Here is a 17,672-nt window from a genome sequence, read left to right on the forward strand (position 1 = left end):
AGAGCGCGTTACGGATTACAGCTGTGCGAAGGCCCGGCGGGCGGCGGCGATGGTGTTCTCGATGTCTTCTTCGCTGTGAGCGATAGACATAAAACCGGCCTCAAAAGCGGACGGCGCCAGGTATACGCCTTCTTTCAGCATCAGGTGGAAGAAACGCTTAAAGCGCTCCACATCGCAGGCCACCACGTCCTGATAACAGGTGACGCTGGCGGCGGCGGTAAAGAACAGACCAAACATACCGCCGACATGGTTGACCACCAGGGGAATCCCCGCCTGTTCTGCGGCTTCCAGTAGCCCGCTGGCCAGTTTATCCGTTAGTTCCGTCAGGGTTTCATGGACCCCGGGCTGCGCAACCTGAGTCAGGCAGGCGTAGCCGGCGGCCATGGCTATCGGGTTACCGGACAGCGTACCGGCCTGGTAGACCGGACCGGTGGGAGCCAGCGCTTCCATCACATCGCGACGGCCGCCAAACGCACCTACCGGCATCCCGCCACCAATGATTTTGCCCAGGCAGGTGAGATCCGGTGTTACGCCATACCAGGACTGGGCGCCAGCCAGCGCGACCCGGAAACCGGTCATCACCTCATCAATAATCAGCAGCGCGCCGAACTCATCGCACAGGGCGCGCAGGCCGGGCAGAAAGTCCGGCTGCGGTGGAACGCAGTTCATATTGCCAGCCACCGGCTCGACGATGATACAGGCGATGTCGGCGGGATATTGTTCAAATGCCGCGCGCACTGAAGCCAAATCGTTATAGGTACAGGTCAGAGTATGTCTGGCGAAATCCGCCGGTACCCCTGGAGAGTTGGGCTGACCAAGAGTTAGCGCTCCGGAACCGGCCTTAACCAGCAGGCAGTCGGCGTGGCCGTGGTAGCAGCCTTCGAATTTAATGATTTTGTCGCGGCCGGTGAAGCCGCGCGCCAGGCGGATGGCGCTCATGGTGGCTTCGGTACCGGAGTTTACCATTCGTACCATGTCCATGGTGGGCACCAGTTCGGTGACCAGTTCGGCCATTTTGACTTCCATTTCGGTCGGCGCGCCGAAGCTCAGGCCGCGCTCCGCGGCTTCAACCACCGCGCTGCGAATGGTGGGATTATTGTGGCCAAGTACCATCGGACCCCAGGAACCGACATAGTCGATATAGGCTTTCCCATCCACATCATAGAGGTAAGCGCCATCGGCACGCTCAATGAACAGCGGGACGCCGCCCACGCCGGTAAAAGCGCGTACCGGCGAATTAACGCCGCCAGGGATCAGTTCCCGGGCTGCCGCGTACAGATTTTCTGACTTACTCATGAATCGGCTCCTGATTCGTGGAATGAAACACAGCGGACTATTCTAAGTTATTCCTTCCGGGTTATGAAACTTTTGCCCGCCGACGCGCGCTTCGCGATGTTGCGGTATGAATAGGCGGCGGATTTTTCACGCGACGGATGGCGGCGTGGCGGGTAAAATGCCCGAACTATTTGTATGATTAATTAATGTTGAGATGATGAATTCAGGTTCTCCTTCATTTGAGGCCCGACAGGTTATCCGCTTGCGTCGCGGCGATGTGATTCGGCGTATTATCCGCCGCGATAAAACGCCGATAGCGATTCTGCTGATGGCGGCGCTGGTGGGTTCGGTGGCCGGTCTGGTCGGCGTGGCGTTCGAAAAGGCGGTAAACCAGGTCCAGTATCTGCGTATGGATGCGCTGGCCGGCGTCGCCAGTCACGGTTGGCTGCTCTGGCCGCTGGCCTTTCTGCTCTCCGCGGTGCTGGCCGCGCTGGGATATTTTCTGGTGCGCCGCTTTGCGCCTGAGGCTGGTGGGTCCGGTATCCCGGAGATTGAAGGCGCGCTGGAGGAGCTACGACCGGTGCGCTGGTGGCGGGTGATTCCGGTGAAATTTATTGGCGGCATGGGCACTCTCGGGGCCGGGATGGTGCTGGGGCGTGAAGGTCCGACGGTACAACTGGGTGGCAATATTGGCCGGATGATGCTTGATATTTTCCGGATGCGCGGCGCGGAGGCGCGTCATACTCTACTGGCAACCGGCGCGGCGGCGGGACTGTCGGCGGCGTTTAATGCGCCGCTGGCGGGAATTTTATTCATTATTGAAGAGATGCGTCCGCAGTTTCGCTACAACCTGATCTCCATTAAAGCGGTCTTTACCGGTGTGATCATGTCGAGCGTGGTATTTCGCATTTTCAATGGCGAAGGTGCGGTAATTGAGGTGGGGAAACTGGCGAATGCGCCGCTGGAAACCCTGTGGCTGTATCTGCTGCTCGGCATGATTTTCGGCATTGTCGGGCCGCTGTTTAATTTTCTGGTCCTGCGTACTCAGGATATGTTCGCCCGCCTGCACGGCGGCTCGCTCAAAAAATGGGTGTTGATCGGCGCGTTGCTGGGTGGGATGTGCGGGATACTGGCGTTAATTGAGCCCGCCGCCGCCGGGGGCGGCTTTGACCTGATCCCCATCGCCGCTGCCGGGAATTATACGGTCGGACTGCTGCTGTTTATTTTCATCGCCCGGGTGGTGACCACGCTACTGTGTTTTTCCTCCGGTGCGCCAGGGGGGATCTTTGCGCCGATGCTGGCGCTTGGCACCCTGCTGGGCACCGCCTTCGGCATGGCCTGCGCGGTCTGGTTTCCGGCGTATCATCTACAGGCCGGGACGTTTGCTATTGCCGGTATGGGGGCGCTGTTCGCCGCTTCAGTTCGCGCGCCGCTGACCGGTATCGTACTGGTGCTGGAGATGACCGACAATTACCAGCTCATTTTGCCAATGATCATTACTTGCCTGGGGGCGACACTACTGGCCCAGTTTTTGGGCGGAAAACCGCTTTATGCTTCGATACTTGCCCGCACGCTGGCGCAGCAGGAGGCGCAGGGGCGTCCGGCGGGGGAAGGGCAGAATACTTGAACGTTTTACCAGGGTATTAGATAATGACCCTAAATGTCGGGTTATACTCTCCATCTTCTCGTCTGCCTGTGGGCAGCCTGAAGGAGCCTGAGTTGCGGTTGACCCGCTGATTCATCGTTGGGAGCAAAAAATGAGTGATGATGTCGTGCTGCCGTTGCAGTTTACCGATGCGGCGGCCAGTAAAGTAAAAAGCCTGATCGCTGACGAAGAAAACCCTGATCTGAAGCTGCGCGTCTACATCACAGGGGGCGGTTGCAGCGGCTTCCAGTATGGTTTTACCTTTGACGATCAGATTAACGAAGGCGATATGACCATTGAGAAGCAAGGCGTCGCGCTGGTAGTCGATCCGATGAGCCTGCAGTATCTGGTGGGCGGCGCAGTGGATTACACCGAAGGGCTGGAAGGATCGCGCTTTGTGGTCAACAACCCTAACGCCAAAAGCACTTGCGGCTGCGGTTCGTCGTTCAGTATTTGAGTCTGTTTGCTATGCGGGAAAAGCCGTGCTCTGCCAGTACGGCTTTTTTGTTGGTTACTGCGAACGATCGTCGAGGGCGAAAGTCGGCAGTTTCAGGTGCCAGCGAATCGCCGCCAGGCGAATACCCAGCGTCACGAGCATCCCCATCATGCTGGCCTGTTCCAGCGGAATATGAAAGACCCACCACGCAGTGACGTGAATCGCGCCGCCGACAATGCAGGCCGTGGCGTAAATTTCGGTACGCAGAATCATCGGTACTTCCCGGGCCAGTACATCGCGAATAATACCGCCGCCAACGCCGGTGATGACCCCCATGCAGACCGCGACCAGCGGGCCGGTGCCAGCCAGAAAGGCTTTATTAACCCCGATGCCGACAAAGACCGCCAGCCCGACGGCATCCAGTACCGGCAGGATCCACTTCGGCAGCCGCCGCGGCTGGCGTACCAGCACAATGGTCAGCAGGCACGTCACCATGGCCACCACCAGGTCTGTCGGATCTTTCACCCAGAATACCGGACCGTTGGCCAGCGCCATGTCACGTATTGTACCGCCGCCGATGGCGGTAACGACGCCCAGCACCAGAACGCCGAACGGATCCATCCGCAGCTTTCCCGCCAGCAACACGCCGGAAATGGCAAATACCGCAGTACCAAGAATATCCAGCCAGTAAACCAGCATCAGTCCACCTCAACGGGCTAAGGGAGAGCCGCAAGGGATTCACACACCTGTTTTGCGGCGAGAATAATACGCGGGCTGGCGCGCTCAAACCAGTCGTCCTTGACCGCAATAACCGGAATATCAAGCTGATTATGCCAGAAGTTTTTCACTGCAGGTATTTTACTCACGTCACCGGGGAGGATGATCGCCTGAGGTTTGCGACTTAACACTTGTTCGCGGCTTACCTGAGGCCAGGGTACCGTGCTGTCAGCGAAAATATTCTGGCCGCCGCACAGGGCCAGCACCTCGTTTTGCAGCGATGCCCCGTTGGAGGTGAACATCGGACTCTGACCAAACTGGAGAAAGACGCGCCGCGCTGGTTGGTGGGGGGCGCGGGCTTTCAGGGCGAGATATTGCCGCTCCAGTTGAGCGGCCGAACGCTCCGCCTGCTGTGGATCCGGGCTCCAGGCCGCCAGTTGACGTATCGTGGCGATCACCTGCCCGATACTGTTCGGGTCCAGCCACAGGACCTGGATGCCCATGGCTTCCAACTGGCGAATCGGTCGTTCCGGATTGCCGCCGCGCCACGCCAGGATAACGTCAGGCTTCAGGGCGATAATGCGCTCCAGGTTCAGCCCCTGCCAGTTCGCTACCTGCTCAATCTGCTGCGCCTGTGGTGGGTAGTCGGAACGGCTACTGACCGCTATCGGAGTAATTCCGGCGGCGAACGCCAGTTCAGTATTGCCGGGAGAGAGGCTGATGACCCGCGGCGCGGCGCACAGCCAGGCCGGGATCAGGAGTAGCAGCGCGCAAAGCGCGCGCTGTAACAGGTTACGCGCCATGGGCCAGTTTCTGTACCAGCGCTTCCACCATCAGGGTGGACTGTTTCGCCGCTACGGCGAGAAATTCATCGAAGCTGATGTGAGATTGCTGGTCGGCGACATCGGAAATCGCCCGCACTACCACAAACGGCACCGCAAAGTTGTGGCAGACGTGGCCAACGGCGGTCGCTTCCATCTCAACGGCAATCGCATCCGGGAAATTGTGGCGAATTTTTTCCAGGCCGACAGCGCCATTGATAAAAGCGTCGCCGCTAACCACCAGACCGCGCACCGCGTGGAGGTTCAACTGGGTGATGCACTCCTGGGCTGCGGCGATCAGTTTTTCATCGGCGGCGAAACCCGCCGGGCAGCCTGGCAACTGGCCGTACTCATAGCCGAAGGCGGTAACGTCGGCATCGTGGTAGCGCACTTCGCTGGATACCACGATATCGCCGACTTTTAGCGATGGCGCCAGACCGCCAGCCGAGCCGGTATTGATGATAACATCAGGCTTACAGTGCTCCAGCAGCAGCGTGGCGCCCATGGCGGCGGCGACTTTGCCAATGCCGGATTTAAGCAGGGCTATTTCTACGCCGTTTAATGTCCCGGTATAGATTTCACACCCGGCGATTGTGAGGGTTTGACGGTTGGCGATTTTGTCACGCAGTAGCGTCACTTCTTCTTCCATTGCACCAATAATGCCTGCTTTCATAACCAGTTACTCGCTATTGTGTTAAGACGATATTCAGTTTCCCGGGCCGATCCCCGTCATACTTCAGGTTGCAGGTATCCCGCCAGGCTACCGTGTTTTTGCGTGGTTTCACGAACATCAGGCGCCTGGTCCTGCAACTCGAATTATTTTCGGTATAGTTTATCATGCACAAAGGCCGGGAAATAATTCGCGTGCATTCACCCGCACAGGAGTGCCCATGAGTGATATTGATTTTCGCAGGAAAATAAACTGGCACCGTCGCTTTCGCTCTCCGGAAGGAGAGAAAAACGAACATGAAATTCTGCGCATTTTTGAAAGCGATCGCGGGCGAATCGTTAATTCCCCGGCTATCCGGCGCCTGCAGCAGAAAACGCAGGTGTTTCCGCTGGAGCGCAACGCCGCGGTGCGTACCCGGTTGACCCACTCTCTGGAAGTGCAGCAGGTGGGGCGTTATATCGCCAGAGAAGTACTGACCCGACTGAAAGAGCAGGCGCTGCTGGAAGAGTACGGCCTGCTGGAGCTCACAGGTCCGTTTGAAAGCATTGTCGAGATGGCCTGCCTGATGCACGACATTGGCAATCCGCCGTTTGGTCATTTCGGCGAATCAGCGATCAATGACTGGTTCCGCCAGCGTCTGTTTCCCTCCGACGCCGGCTCCCAGCCGCGCAGCGACGATCGCTGCGTGATCGAGGCGCTGCGTCTGCGGGAAGGGGAGGATGAGCTCAATTGTCTGCGCCGCGATGTGCGCCAGGATTTGTGCCACTTTGAAGGCAATGCTCAGGGGGTGCGTCTGGTGCATACCCTGCTGCGCATGAACCTGACCTGGGCGCAGGTGGGCTGTATCCTGAAATACACCCGTCCGGCGTGGCTGGTCGGCGATCCTCCACAGCAATATTGCTATCTGATGAAAAAGCCCGGTTTCTATCTTTCCGAAGCGCAATATATTGCGCGTTTACGTCAGGAGCTGGCGCTGGGGGAATATTGTCGTTTCCCGCTCACCTGGATTATGGAGGCGGCGGACGATATCTCTTATTGCGTCGCCGATCTCGAAGATGCGGTGGAAAAAAATATCTTTAGCGTGGAGCGGTTGTATCAGCACCTTTATCAGGCGTGGGGAGAACACCGGGCCGGGGATTTATTCAGCGTGGTGGTGAATAATGCCTGGGAAAAGTCGCGCGCTAATCCGATGCAGCATACTGCCGAAGATCAATTCTTCATGTATTTACGGGTCAACACCCTCAATAAGCTGGTGCCCTACGCGGCTCAGCGCTTTATCGATAATATCGCCGATATTTTTCCCGGCTCATATAATCATGCGCTGCTCGAAGACGACAGTTCTTACAGCCGTTTACTGGATATTTATAAGCAAGTTGCTATAAATCATGTTTTTAGCCACCCGGAAGTGGAACAACTGGAACTACAGGGATATCGGGTGATTGGCGGTCTGCTGGATATTTACAGCCCGCTATTGCTGATGCCGCTGGCGGATTTTCGGCAACTGGTGGAGGAGGGGCGTATTCGACGCTACCCTATTGAAACCCGCCTGTATCATAAACTGTCTGGTAAACACTGCCTGGCGTATATAGAAGCCGTAGGGCGCCTGGATGAGCAGGCGGTAGACTTTGCGATTCACGAATTTTATTATCGCTGCCGGCTGATTCAGGACTATATCAGCGGGATGACCGATCTCTATGCCTGGGACGAGTACCGGCGTCTGATGGCGGTGGAATAATCTTAAAAGGAGTTTTGTAAAGATGGACAATAAATTTTTACTTTTTCCAGAAACTAATTGGCGGAACTTCGCGCTATAAATCCACTCTGATAGGTCACCTACACAGCATTTTTTAGTAATACCTGTAAATTGAGATTGAACAGATGAAAAAAACCACGTTAGCAATGAGTGCGCTTGCTCTGAGTCTGGGGCTGGCGTTGAGTCCGATGTCCGCCATTGCCGCGGAAACTGCTTCTGCATCCACATCCCAGCAGATGCCCAGTCTGGCGCCGATGCTGGAAAAAGTAATGCCATCAGTGGTTAGTATTAACGTTGAAGGGAGCACAACGGTTAATAGCAACGCGCGTATGCCGCGCAACTTCCAGCAGTTTTTTGGCGACGATTCACCGTTCTGCCAGGACGGTTCGCCATTCCAGAGCTCTCCCTTCTGTCAGGGCGGCCCTGGCGGTAACCAGCAGCAGAAATTCACCGCGCTGGGTTCCGGCGTGATTATTGATGCCGCCAAAGGTTACGCAGTGACTAATAATCACGTGGTGGATAACGCCACCGTCATTAAAGTTCAGTTGAGCGATGGCCGCCGTTTTGATGCCAAAGTGGTGGGTAAAGATCCGCGCTCCGATATCGCACTGATTCAGATTCAGGATCCGAAAAACCTGACGGCGATTAAGATTGCCGATTCCGATGCTCTGCGGGTGGGTGATTATACCGTGGCGATTGGCAACCCGTTTGGCCTGGGGGAAACGGTAACGTCCGGGATCGTCTCCGCGCTGGGCCGCAGCGGCCTTAACGCGCAGAACTATGAAAACTTTATCCAGACCGACGCGGCGATTAACCGCGGTAACTCCGGCGGTGCGCTGGTGAACCTTAACGGCGAGCTGATCGGTATTAATACGGCGATTCTCGCACCGGACGGCGGCAACATTGGTATCGGCTTTGCGATTCCGAGCAATATGGTTAAGAACCTGACCTCTCAGATGGTGGAGTTCGGCCAGGTACGCCGCGGCGAACTGGGGATCATGGGGACCGAGCTGAACTCTGAACTGGCTAAGGCCATGAAAGTGGACGCACAGCGCGGCGCCTTCGTCAGCCAGGTAATGCCGAATTCCTCCGCGGCGAAAGCCGGGATCAAGGCAGGCGATGTCATCGTTTCGATGAACAACAAGCCGATTAACAGCTTTGCCGCGCTGCGCGCTGAAGTCGGTTCTATGCCGGTGGGCAGCAAACTAACGCTGGGCCTGCTGCGCGACGGCAAACAGGTGTCTGTGAACCTGGAACTGCAACAGAGCAGCCAGAACCAGGTGGAATCGTCATCGATCTTCAACGGGATTGAAGGCGCGGAGATGAGTAACCGCAGCGGTAAAGATGAGAAGGGCGTGCTGGTCAACAGTGTGAAAGCCAACTCTCCGGCGGCGCGTATCGGTCTGAAGAAAGGCGATATCATCATTGGCGCGAATCAGCAGCCGGTAAACAACATTGCCGAACTGCGTAAGATCCTCGACAGCAAACCGTCTGTGCTGGCGTTGAACATTCAGCGCGGCGACAGTTCTATCTACCTGCTGATGCAGTAATTTGTCACTCTACCTGTCTGAGGGCCGCTTATGCGGCCCTTTTTTGTGACCTTCTCCACACTCCGGCTCTCTGCCTGGCGACTCTGTGCAAATGCACAATGTTAACCCTTTTGACGTGCTCTATGCTGGGTCATTGGCAGGACCAGGAGGGGTGATATGGCTGGCTGGCATCTGGATACTAAGATGGCGCAGGATATCGTGGCGCGTACTATGCGTATCATCGATACCAATATTAACGTAATGGATGCCCGTGGCCGTATTATTGGCAGTGGCGATCAGGAGCGCATTGGGGAATTGCACGAAGGCGCGCTGCTGGTGCTGTCCCAGGGGCGGGTGGTGGATATCGATAATGCCGTTGCCCGACATCTCCACGGTGTGCGTGAGGGGATCAACCTGCCGCTGCGCCTGGAAGGGGAGATAGTCGGCGTGATCGGGCTGACCGGCGAGCCGGAGTCGCTGCGCAAATACGGTGAACTGGTCTGCATGACTGCTGAAATGATGCTTGAGCAGTCCCGGCTGATGCATCTGCTGGCTCAGGACAGCCGGCTGCGCGAAGAGCTGGTGATGAACCTGATTCAGGCCGAGGAGCACACGCCTGCGCTGATGGAGTGGGCGCAGCGGCTGGGGATCGATCTTAATCAGCCGCGGGTGGCCGCGGTGGTTGAAGTGGATAGCGGGCAACTGGGTGTTGACAGCGCCATGTCTGAGCTACAGCAATTGCAGAGCGCCCTGACAACGCCGGAGCGCAATAACCTGGTGGCGATTGTTTCACTGACTGAAATGGTGGTACTGAAACCGGCTCTCAACTCGTTCGGGCGCTGGGATGCCGACGATCACCGGCGTCGGGTTGAGCAACTGATCAACCGTATGAAAGAAAACGGTCAGTTGCGCTTTCGGGTCGCGCTGGGCAATTACTTTACCGGCCCGGGCAGTATCGCCCGCTCTTACCGTACCGCCCGTACCACGATGCTGGTAGGAAAACAGCGTATGCCGGACAGCCGCAGCTATTTTTATCAGGATCTGATGTTGCCGGTGCTGCTTGATAGCCTGCGGGGCGGCTGGCAGGCCAATGAACTGGCGCGCCCGCTTTCGCGGTTGAAGTCTATGGATAATAACGGTCTGTTGCGGCGCACGCTGACCGCCTGGTTCCGCCATAACGTACAGCCTCTGGCAACGTCGAAAGCGCTGTTTATCCATCGTAATACCCTGGAATACCGTCTTAACCGTATCTCGGAACTGACCGGATTGGATCTGGGTAGTTTTGACGATCGGTTACTGCTGTATATTGCGCTACAGCTGGATGAACAACCTTAACAGCCATGGGGAATCACCCGGCTGAGCCGGCCAGAACGTCTGTTCTGGCCTTTACCCGGGTATTGCTGGCGGGATTATTTGCGGGTCAGCTTTTCCAGGTCAGCTTCAATCTCGGCGATTTTATTCGCCACCACGCTTTCCAGATGGTGCAGATCGTCGAGGATTTTACGCTTCAGATCCACTTCGCTGCGATCGCGCTGGCAGATCTGATCCAGCTCGTCGATCACGTAGCGCAGGTTGGGGCTGATCTCCTGCACTTCCCGGTACCCCTGACCGGCGCCGTCGGCGACCACGGTTTTGCGCTGGCGCGGATACTTAAATTTCACGCTCTTGGCAAAGAACTCGCCTTTATCCTTGCGAAAATAGATCTTGAGAATATCGTTATTGGCTTCCTGGCGGAGGCTGTAACGATCGATATCGTCGGGATTGGTAATGCCCAGACTCTTGAGATTATCGTACATAGCAGTGTCCTTGAGTGGTTCAATAACCCTTAGATAATTAACGGAATACGCCGTTTTCGCCAGTGCCGGATAGAAAAAAGGCGGGGGATCCCCGCCTTGATATGCCGCGCTACGCTTAGTCGATAGTGCGCAGCAGCTCGTTAATGCCCACTTTACCGCGGGTTTTGGCATCCACTTTTTTGACAATCACCGCGCAGTACAGGCTGTACTTGCCGTCTTTGGACGGCAGGTTGCCGGAGACCACCACGGAGCCCGCCGGTACGCGGCCATAGTGAACTTCACCGGTTTCGCGATCGTAAATTTTGGTGCTCTGACCAATATATACGCCCATAGAGATAACGGCGCCTTCTTCGACGATCACTCCTTCAACGATCTCAGAGCGAGCGCCGATAAAGCAGTTATCTTCGATAATTGTCGGGTTAGCCTGCAGCGGCTCCAGTACGCCGCCAATACCGACGCCGCCGGACAGATGGACATTTTTACCGATTTGCGCGCAGGACCCCACTGTCGCCCAGGTATCCACCATGGTGCCTTCATCGACATAGGCGCCGATGTTGACATAAGAAGGCATCAGTACGGTATTGCGGGCGATAAACGCGCCCTGACGTACCGCTGCCGGCGGAACTACGCGGAAACCCTCTTTCTGAAAGCGCGCTTCATCGTAATTAGCGAATTTCATCGGCACTTTATCAAAGTAGCGGCTTTCCGCGCCGTCCATCACCTGGTTGTCATTAATGCGGAAGGAGAGCAATACCGCTTTTTTCAGCCACTGATGGGTTACCCACTGGCCGTCAATTTTTTCAGCAACGCGCAGCGCGCCGCCGTCGAGCAGGGCGATAACCTGATTGACTGCTTCACGGGTAGCAGTATCAACGCTGGAAGGGGTAATCTCGGCACGGCGCTCGAAAGCGGTTTCAATAATGTTTTGTAGCTGCTGCATTGTTAGCTCTTTCCTGGTTCACTCTGTTAATAAAAAAATCCGTCAATCTTTATCGTTTGGATTCAGGGCTTCTGTCAACCGTTGTTGCACTTCCTTACGCAGTTTCTCATCCAGCCCGCGCCTTTCCGCCGTGGCGATAATGAATAAGTCTTCTACCCGTTCGCCAATGGTGGTAATGCGCGCGCCGTGCAGCGAAATCCCCAGATCGGCGAAAATTTGCCCGACACGCGCCAACAGGCCGGGCCGGTCGAGCGCGATAAGCTCAAGGAAAGTTTTGCGATCGGTATGGGTTGGCAGGAAGTTCACCTCGGTATCAACGGTAAAATGGCGCAGCTTCGCCGGCTGACGGCGCGGCTGAGGCGGTTGCCAGGCATGCTGGGTGATCGCCTGCTCCAGGCCGCGGCGGATAATTTCGTGGCGATCGGCGGATAACGGGCTGCCGTCCGGTTCCAGCACGATAAAGGTATCCATCGCCATACCGTCGCGAGTCGTGAAGATCTGCGCATCGTGGACGCTGAGGTTGCGCCGGTCCAGCTCAGCGCACACTGCGGCGAACAGGTACGGGCGGTCCGGGCTCCAGATAAAAATTTCAGTGCCGCCGCGGGTGGCCTGCGGGCTGAGCAGGATTAATGGCTTACTGAGATCGTGATTCAGCAGGTGCCTGGCGTGCCAGGCCAACTGGTTCGGGCTGTGGCGCACAAAGTAATTGGCCCGACAGCGGGCCCAGATATGGTGCAGCGCCACTTCGTCGATATTGTCCATCCGCAGCAGCGCCAGCGCCTGTAGCTGGTGGTGACGCACCCGTTCGCGCATATCCGGCGTGCTCTGTACCCCGCGGCGTAACTGTTTTTCAGTGGCGAAATAGAGCTCGCGCAGCAGGCTCTGTTTCCAGCTATTCCACAAGGATTCGTTGGTGGCGCAGATATCCGCTACCGTCAGGCACACCAGAAAACGCAGGCGATTTTCCGTCTGGACTTCAGCGGCAAACTGTTTGATCACTTCCGGGTCCTGGATGTCGCGGCGCTGGGCGGTGACGGACATCAGCAGATGCTGGCGTACCAGCCAGGCAACCAGTTGGGTTTCCCGGGAGTTGAGGCCGTGAAGCTCGGCAAACGTCAGTACATCCTGGGCGCCGAGCACTGAGTGATCGCCGCCGCGGCCTTTGGCAATATCGTGGAATAGCGCGGCGATCAGGATCAGCTCAGGATGGGTCAGCCGCGGCCAGAGCTCTACGCATAGCGGGTGCTGGGGGCGGGTTTCTTCACTGGCGAAGCTTTCCAGCTTTTGCATGACGCGGATGGTGTGTTCATCCACGGTATAAGCATGGAACAGATCGAACTGCATTTGGCCGACGATATGGCCCCACTGGGGCATATAGGCCCACAGTACGCTATGGCGATGCATCGGCACCAGGCCGCGATTGACTGCGCCGGGGTGGCGCAGCATCGACAAAAACAGCGTGCGGGCTTCCGGAATGTAACACAGCGGCTGGGTCAAATGACGCCGGGCGTGACGCAGATGGCGCAATGTGGTGGAGTAAATCCCGCTAATCTCGCGGTTGCGCACCATCATATAGAACATGCGCAGAATAGCCTGCGGTTCGCGGATAAACAGCGTGTCATCGCGTAAATCGATCAGTGTGCCGCGCAACTGGAAATCATCGTCCAGCGGCCGCGGCTTCTCGCTGGCATCGAGCGCCAGAATCGCTTCGTCGAACAGTTGCAGCAGCATCTGGTTCAGTTCAGTGACCCGGCGGGTGACGCGAAAGAAGTCTTTCATCATATGTTCGACCGGCTGATTACCTTCGCCCTGGTAATGCAGGCGCCGGGCAACGCTAAGCTGCCTGTCGAACAACAGACGATTATCGTAGCGGTTGAGCTCCAGATGCAGGGCGAAACGAATGCGCCACAGCAGGTGCTGGCACTCATTGAGTTCATTACGTTCCGCCTCGGTCAGAAAACCGAATCCCACCATTTCGTCCATCGACGTGGCGCCAAAATGGCGGCGGGCCACCCACTGCAGGGTATGGATATCGCGCAGTCCGCCAGGGCTGCTTTTAATGTCAGGCTCCAGGTTGTAGCTGGTGCCGTGGTAGCGCTGATGACGTTCATTCTGCTCTGTTACTTTGGCGGCAAAGAACTGTGCCGAAGGCCAGAAATCGTCACTAAAAACATGTTTCTGCAGTTCGAGGAACAGCGCGACATCGCCGATCAGCATGCGCGATTCGATCAGGTTAGTGGCGACCGTCAGATCCGCCAGCCCCTCCTGTAGACACTCTTCAAGGGTGCGTACGCTGTGGCCGACTTCCAGTTTGACATCCCAGAGGAGAGTTAACAGTTCGCCGACTTTGCCGGCTGCATTGTCCGGCAGGCGATGGCGGCTGAGAACCAGCAGGTCAATATCCGAAAGGGGATGCAGCTCACCGCGGCCATAACCCCCGACCGCCACCAGAGCCACCTCGGGCAGATGATGAAAACCAAAGGCAATCCACAGGCGCTGCAAAAGCTGGTCGATAAACTCAGTGCGGGCTTCAATCAGGCGTTCGGCGGAAATACCGCTGTCGAAGGCCTCTCCCAGCCAGTGCTGAAAGCGCTCAATATGCTGGCGGATGGGCTGGCATTGCAGGCTGGATTCCGGCCAACTGGAGGGGTTTTCAGGCTGCCCGGGGAGCAGAGGTAAAGCGGCATTAACATGCTGTTCAGATAAGCTGTTGCTCATTTACTGGCGCCCATAAAAAAGCCGGCGTTTGCCGGCTTGAGATTGATGACGAACCTCATCTCATTGCCGAACCTGCAGATATCACCCGCTAACCAACAAGGAAAATCAACACATTGATTTTGGGTTGATAACGACAAAAGAGGAAAAACCACGCTTTCTCCTCCTTATGTCAGTAACCGGAAGCCGGCATTTGCCGGCTTCCGGGTTAGTCATTGTGCGAGATGATCGCCGGAATGGTGTCATCCTTGCGCAGGGTGAGGATTTCACAGCCATCATCGGTTACCACAATAGTATGCTCATACTGCGCCGACAAGCTGCGATCTTTGGTTTTTACTGTCCAGCCGTCTTTCATGGTACGGATACGATAGTCACCGGCGTTAACCATCGGCTCAATCGTGAATGTCATGCCGGGCTGCAACACCACGCCGCCGTCGTCGGCATCATAGTGCAGCACCTGGGGGGCTTCATGGAAGCCTTTGCCGATACCGTGGCCGCAGTATTCGCGCACGACGGAAAAGCCCTCGGCTTCAACGAATTTCTGAATCGCGGCGCCGATAGTGCGCAGACGAATGCCCGGTTTTACCATGCGCAGCGCCAGGTAGAGGCTCTCCTGAGTCGTGCGGCACAGGCGTTCGCCGAGAATCGTCGGTTTACCCACGATAAACATCTTTGAAGTATCGCCGTGGTATTCATCTTTGATGACGGTAACGTCGATATTGACGATATCCCCATCCTTGAGGTGTTTTTCGTCATCCGGGATGCCGTGACACACCACCTCGTTAATCGAGATACACACCGATTTCGGGAACCCATGGTAGTTCAGGCAGGCGGAAACCGCGTGCTGGTGGTTGACGATATAATCATTACAGATGCGATCCAGTTCGCCGGTGGTGACACCGGGTTTAACATAAGGCTCAATCATTTCCAGCACATCGGCGGCCAGTCGGCCGGCAACGCGCATTTTTTCGATTTCTTCAGGCGTTTTAAGTGAAATAGTCATTATCAGGTCCACCAGGGTCGGGGTTACCGACGAGAATTGTGCAAGTAACAGCAATGTTATCAGGGCCGCCAGTGGGTGCCAAATCGGGAATGCCTGTGCTGAGCAACCATTAACAACTATTGGAGTCTGAGGCGCGTTTATGGTATAAAGCGCGCCGGACTTCTGTTCCTTAAGCGGAGCAGAACAGACGAAACTCACATTGTGTAATAACACACACGTATCGTCACATATTCCGGGGTGCCCTTTAGGGTCGGTAATATGGGATACGTGGAGGCATAACCCCAACTTATCATAGAGGTTTTAAAACATGGCAACTGTTTCCATGCGCGACATGCTCAAGGCTGGTGTTCACTTCGGTCACCAGACCCGTTACTGGAACCCGAAAATGAAGCCGTTCATCTTCGGTGCGCGTAACAAAGTTCACATCATCAACCTTGAGAAAACGGTACCGATGTTCAACGACGCTCTGGCGGAACTGAACAAAATTGCTTCCCGTAAAGGTAAGATTCTGTTTGTTGGTACCAAGCGCGCTGCAAGCGAAGCGGTAAAAGACGCTGCTCTGAGCTGCGATCAGTTCTTCGTGAACCATCGCTGGCTGGGCGGTATGCTGACTAACTGGAAAACCGTTCGTCAGTCCATCAAACGCCTGAAAGATCTGGAAACTCAGTCTCAGGACGGTACTTTCGAAAAGCTGACCAAAAAAGAAGCGCTGATGCGTTCCCGTGAACTGGACAAGCTGGAAAACAGCCTGGGCGGTATCAAGGATATGGGCGGCCTGCCGGACGCACTGTTTGTTATCGATGCCGATCACGAGCACATCGCTATCAAAGAAGCAAATAACCTGGGTATCCCGGTATTTGCTATTGTTGATACTAACTCCGATCCGGACGGTGTTGACTTTGTTATCCCGGGTAACGATGACGCAATCCGCGCTGTTAGCCTGTATCTGGGTGCCGTTGCTGCGACCGTTCGCGAAGGCCGCTCTCAGGATCTGGCTTCTCAGGCGGAAGAAAGCTTTGTAGAAGCTGAATAATAAGGCTTGTTTGCTCCCCCCGAGATAGTTCGAGTTGCGAAGCAGCGGCAGACTCGATAATTCCCGGGAACTTACTTCAGTAAGCGACCGGGATGAGCGAGTGAAGGCAGCGCAATAGCGGCTCGAAGTATACAGGGGGAGAGCCCCCTTATTAACCAGGTAGTAACGAGTTTGGTTAGGGGGCCTGTCTCAGGCCCCCTTTTTGTTTGAGTCTGGTTTGTCAGACTATCCGTCCGGCGAGCCGATGTTATACCCGCGATGTTCAGATGGCGGCGATGGCCGAATCTCTACGCCAGCGTACGGCGCTCTGAACGATAAAGGGTATACCTCCCCGCATGAGATAACCGAGGATTTATAGAATGGCTGAAATTACCGCTGCTCTGGTAAAAGAACTGCGTGAGCGTACTGGCGCAGGCATGATGGAATGTAAAAAAGCGCTGGTTGAAGCTAACGGCGACATCGAGCTGGCAATTGATAATATGCGTAAGTCTGGCCAGGCGAAAGCTGCCAAGAAAGCTGGCCGCGTTGCTGCAGAAGGTATCATCCTGACCGCCATTGATTACAAATTCGGCGTGATCGTTGAACTGAACTGCGAAACTGACTTCGTTGCTAAAGATGCCGGCTTTAAAGCGTTTGGTGATGAAGTGATCGCCGCCGCTCTGGAAGGCCGTATCTCTGATGTTGAAGTACTGAAAGCCCAGTTCGAAGAACAGCGTACTGCGCTGGTGGCGAAAATCGGTGAAAACATCAACATTCGCCGCGTTCAGACTATCGAAGGCGAAGTACTGGGTTCTTACCTGCACGGCGCGCGCATCGGCGTTATGGTCGCCGCTACCGGTGCTGATGATGAGCTGGTTAAGCACATCGCAATGCATATTGCTGCGTCCAAGCCGGAATATGTAAAGCCGGAAGATGTACCGGCTGACGTGGTGGAACACGAGCGCAAAATCCAGCTGGATATCGCCATGCAGTCCGGCAAGCCGCAGGAAATCGCAGAGAAAATGGTTGAAGGCCGCATGAAGAAATTCACCGGTGAAGTTTCTCTGACTGGTCAGGCTTTTGTTATGGATCCGAACAAAACCGTGGGTCAGTTGCTCAAAGAGCATAACGCCGACGTAACCGGTTTCATCCGCTTTGAAGTGGGTGAGGGGATCGAAAAAGTTGAGACTGACTTCGCAGCAGAAGTTGCTGCAATGTCTAAGCAGTCTTAATGAAGAAAAGGAGCCGCCTGAGGGCGGCTCCTTTTTATCTATACACATCATCGTTCGGGCTGCCCGTCGGTTAGCGGTGTTGGTTTAACGCCCTGGCGCATCCGCAATGATTTTGTGCAGCAGTAAAC

The 17,672-nt window shown here is 55.9% G+C and carries 15 protein-coding genes; 7 read left to right on the forward strand and 8 right to left on the reverse strand.

Annotated elements, in window-relative coordinates:
* Positions 1 to 15: 15 nt before the first annotated feature.
* Complete coding sequence (gene hemL, locus AQ981_RS13850; protein ID WP_058912324.1) at positions 16 to 1,296, reverse strand: glutamate-1-semialdehyde 2,1-aminomutase; 1,281 nt, start codon at positions 1,294 to 1,296, stop codon at positions 16 to 18.
* Positions 1,297 to 1,492: 196 nt separating this feature from the next.
* Between hemL and clcA the strand changes: the two genes are divergently transcribed.
* Both clcA and erpA read left to right on the forward strand, forming a co-directional pair.
* Entirely contained in the window at positions 1,493 to 2,902 is a 1,410-nt protein-coding gene (gene clcA / locus AQ981_RS13855; protein ID WP_058912385.1) for a H(+)/Cl(-) exchange transporter ClcA, read from the forward strand.
* Positions 2,903 to 3,032: 130 nt separating this feature from the next.
* A complete protein-coding gene (gene erpA / locus AQ981_RS13860; protein ID WP_058912325.1) occupies positions 3,033 to 3,377 on the forward strand; it encodes an iron-sulfur cluster insertion protein ErpA in 345 nt (114 codons plus the stop codon).
* 54 nt (positions 3,378 to 3,431) lie between these two features.
* On the opposite strand, the gene AQ981_RS13865 is transcribed toward erpA, so the two are convergent.
* Genes AQ981_RS13865 through mtnN form a run of 3 tightly spaced genes read right to left on the reverse strand, consistent with a single transcriptional unit; the run spans position 3,432 to position 5,567 of the window.
* Positions 3,432 to 4,055: a TRIC cation channel family protein gene (locus tag AQ981_RS13865; RefSeq protein WP_058912326.1), complete on the reverse strand. Its 624-nt coding sequence runs from the start codon at positions 4,053 to 4,055 to the stop codon at positions 3,432 to 3,434.
* 17 nt (positions 4,056 to 4,072) lie between these two features.
* Positions 4,073 to 4,876 (reverse strand): vitamin B12 ABC transporter substrate-binding protein BtuF, encoded by an 804-nt coding sequence (gene btuF, locus AQ981_RS13870; RefSeq protein WP_058912327.1) that lies wholly within the window; start codon positions 4,874 to 4,876, stop codon positions 4,073 to 4,075.
* The gene (gene mtnN / locus AQ981_RS13875) at positions 4,866 to 5,567 is read right to left on the reverse strand and encodes a 5'-methylthioadenosine/S-adenosylhomocysteine nucleosidase (protein ID WP_058912328.1); all 702 of its coding nucleotides are present in this window, start codon (positions 5,565 to 5,567) and stop codon (positions 4,866 to 4,868) included. The genes btuF and mtnN overlap by 11 nt, the downstream gene beginning before the upstream one ends.
* Positions 5,568 to 5,784: 217 nt before the next feature.
* Here mtnN and dgt point away from each other — a divergent pair, with 217 nt between their 5' ends.
* The 3 genes from dgt (at position 5,785) to AQ981_RS13890 (ending at position 10,181) form a co-directional block, all read left to right on the forward strand.
* Positions 5,785 to 7,299, forward strand: a complete 1,515-nt coding sequence (gene dgt / locus AQ981_RS13880; RefSeq protein WP_058912329.1) for a dGTPase — start codon at positions 5,785 to 5,787, stop codon at positions 7,297 to 7,299.
* 143 nt (positions 7,300 to 7,442) lie between these two features.
* Positions 7,443 to 8,867 carry a serine endoprotease DegP gene (gene degP / locus AQ981_RS13885; RefSeq protein ID WP_058912330.1) on the forward strand — a complete coding sequence of 475 codons (1,425 nt, stop codon included), beginning with the start codon at positions 7,443 to 7,445 and terminating at the stop codon, positions 8,865 to 8,867.
* Between the two features lie 156 nt (positions 8,868 to 9,023).
* The gene (locus tag AQ981_RS13890) at positions 9,024 to 10,181 is read left to right on the forward strand and encodes a CdaR family transcriptional regulator (protein WP_058912331.1); all 1,158 of its coding nucleotides are present in this window, start codon (positions 9,024 to 9,026) and stop codon (positions 10,179 to 10,181) included.
* A 74-nt stretch (positions 10,182 to 10,255) separates the two neighbouring features.
* Here AQ981_RS13890 and AQ981_RS13895 read toward each other — a convergent pair whose 3' ends face one another.
* The 4 genes from AQ981_RS13895 to map all read right to left on the reverse strand — a co-directional run bounded on the left by AQ981_RS13895 (position 10,256) and on the right by map (position 15,300).
* A complete protein-coding gene (locus tag AQ981_RS13895; RefSeq protein WP_058912332.1) occupies positions 10,256 to 10,642 on the reverse strand; it encodes a DUF3461 family protein in 387 nt (128 codons plus the stop codon).
* 115 nt (positions 10,643 to 10,757) lie between these two features.
* Positions 10,758 to 11,582, reverse strand: coding sequence for a 2,3,4,5-tetrahydropyridine-2,6-dicarboxylate N-succinyltransferase (gene dapD / locus AQ981_RS13900; protein WP_058912333.1), 825 nt, complete (start codon positions 11,580 to 11,582; stop codon positions 10,758 to 10,760).
* Between the two features lie 42 nt (positions 11,583 to 11,624).
* Positions 11,625 to 14,300 (reverse strand): bifunctional uridylyltransferase/uridylyl-removing protein GlnD, encoded by a 2,676-nt coding sequence (gene glnD / locus AQ981_RS13905; RefSeq protein WP_058912334.1) that lies wholly within the window; start codon positions 14,298 to 14,300, stop codon positions 11,625 to 11,627.
* Between the two features lie 205 nt (positions 14,301 to 14,505).
* Entirely contained in the window at positions 14,506 to 15,300 is a 795-nt protein-coding gene (gene map, locus AQ981_RS13910; RefSeq protein ID WP_058912335.1) for a type I methionyl aminopeptidase, read from the reverse strand.
* Between the two features lie 307 nt (positions 15,301 to 15,607).
* Here map and rpsB point away from each other — a divergent pair, with 307 nt between their 5' ends.
* Both rpsB and tsf read left to right on the forward strand, forming a co-directional pair.
* Positions 15,608 to 16,333 carry a 30S ribosomal protein S2 gene (gene rpsB / locus AQ981_RS13915; protein WP_058912336.1) on the forward strand — a complete coding sequence of 242 codons (726 nt, stop codon included), beginning with the start codon at positions 15,608 to 15,610 and terminating at the stop codon, positions 16,331 to 16,333.
* A 359-nt stretch (positions 16,334 to 16,692) separates the two neighbouring features.
* Entirely contained in the window at positions 16,693 to 17,544 is an 852-nt protein-coding gene (gene tsf, locus AQ981_RS13920) for a translation elongation factor Ts (RefSeq protein WP_058912337.1), read from the forward strand.
* Positions 17,545 to 17,672 lie beyond the last annotated feature (128 nt).

This window comes from Entomohabitans teleogrylli, assembly GCF_001484765.1.
GTDB classification, from domain to species: Bacteria; Pseudomonadota; Gammaproteobacteria; order Enterobacterales; family Enterobacteriaceae; genus Entomohabitans; species Entomohabitans teleogrylli.